The following is a 413-nucleotide window of genomic DNA, read 5'->3' as shown; positions in this document are numbered from 1 at the left end:
ACGGGAAGCAGGGTGCGGGCTCCGCGAGCGCGTCAACCTGCGCTGCCCCCGCAACGGTAAGCGGCCGCGTCGCATGACGCAGGCCGGCTCGGGCGCGTTTCGCGTGCAGGTCGCACGCGGGCGCGGGCCACTGCGCGTCATCGCGCGGGAAGGCGAGCCGGACCGCCGCCAGCCCGGATACCGGCCGAGACGGGGAGCCCGCACGGGCTCCATGACGCGCGGCCTGCGGGGAAGCGGGGCGCGCAATGCTTCACGGAACGTTCTTCGATGCCGACCCCAATCGTCCGCCACGCGCCCCCGTCGCGCCCGGCCGGCCCCTGCAAGCGGATGCGCCGTGCGTCGGGCGCGCGGCCGTGCGCCGCATGAGCGCCGCACGCGCCACTGTCATCTGGGCCGCGCTGGCCGCCGTGGTC

At 76.8% G+C, this 413-nt stretch carries 1 riboswitch.

The annotated features are described in order from the left end of the window. Positions 1-204: riboswitch (cobalamin riboswitch) on the top strand. This riboswitch is flagged as partial in the annotation. Positions 205-413 lie beyond the last annotated feature (209 nt).

Origin of the sequence: Curtobacterium sp. ODYSSEY 48 V2, from assembly GCF_023712625.1 — a bacterium.
Classification (GTDB): domain Bacteria; phylum Actinomycetota; class Actinomycetes; order Actinomycetales; family Microbacteriaceae; genus Curtobacterium.
Note: the sequence above shows the minus strand (reverse complement) of the source record. Positions and strands in the feature narration are given on the sequence as shown.